The sequence below is a fragment of the Acinetobacter sp. ANC 3832 genome (assembly GCF_002135415.1).
In the GTDB taxonomy this organism is placed as follows: domain Bacteria; phylum Pseudomonadota; class Gammaproteobacteria; order Pseudomonadales; family Moraxellaceae; genus Acinetobacter.
The window spans coordinates 1-1,038 of record NZ_NEGJ01000035.1; the positions used below are offsets into that span (position 1 = coordinate 1).

Sequence of the window (1,038 nt, forward strand, 5' to 3'; positions counted from 1 at the left end):
GGTGTAGCTCGGTGCCGTCACTTCGCCTGTGGTTTTGTCATAAGTTGAACCGCCACCTAAGTTGCTTGCTGTGCTTTCGCCCAGTTTGTCGGTGGTTGCTGTTCCTGCTGCTTGGAGCGCATCCAATTGGTCTTTGTTGACCGCATCTTTGCCATCGACACCTGCAGTCACGTTGTTAATGGTGTTGCCACCCACATCAACTTTATCTGATGTCAGGGTAATGGTTTTGCCATTTGAGCCTGTAACTGTCGCACCATTCGCTGTGTAGTTGCTGCTGTCGCCTGCTGCATTGTCAACTTTGGTGCCACCCGCTGTCATCGTCGAGCTGTTGCCTGCACCATCTGTGGTTTCAACTGAAGTTAAGCCTTGGAGATTTTTGTTCAGCGCAATCGCAGCTTGGCCTTGGGTCACGGTCGTGGTGATGTTGCTATCACCCACAATCGCAAGTTCGCTACCCAATGGGTTGCTTGAACTGCCAGATGCTGCATCTTTAAACGTCAGTGGGGTGTTCACCGCTGTGTTTAAGCTGTCGATTGCTGCACCGACGTTGTTGACTGTGGTGCTGGTCGTCGCATCGTTCGGATTGCTTTGTACGGTGTAGCTCGGTGCCGTCACTTCGCCTGTGGTTTTGTCATAAGTTGAACCGCCACCTAAGTTGCTTGCTGTGCTTTCGCCCAGTTTGTCGGTGGTTGCTGTTCCTGCTGCTTGGAGCGCATCCAATTGGTCTTTGTTGACCGCATCTTTGCCATCGACACCTGCAGTCACGTTGTTAATGGTGTTGCCACCCACATCAATTTTATCTGATGTCAGGGTAATGGTTTTGCCATTTGAGCCTGTAACTGTCGCACCATTTGCTGTGTAGTTGCTGCTGTCGCCTGCTGCATTGTCAACTTTGGTGCCACCCGCTGTCATCGTCGAGCTGTTGCCTGCACCATCTGTGGTTTCAACTGAAGTTAAGCCTTGGAGATTTTTGTTCAGCGCAATCGCAGCTTGGCCTTGGGTCACGGTCGTGGTGATGTTGCTATCACCCACAATCGC

At 51.5% G+C, this 1,038-nt stretch carries 1 pseudogene; it reads right to left on the reverse strand.

The features are described 5' to 3' along the window. Positions 1 to 1,038 (reverse strand): annotated as a pseudogene (locus tag B9T35_RS18510) (hypothetical protein); the annotation flags it as partial.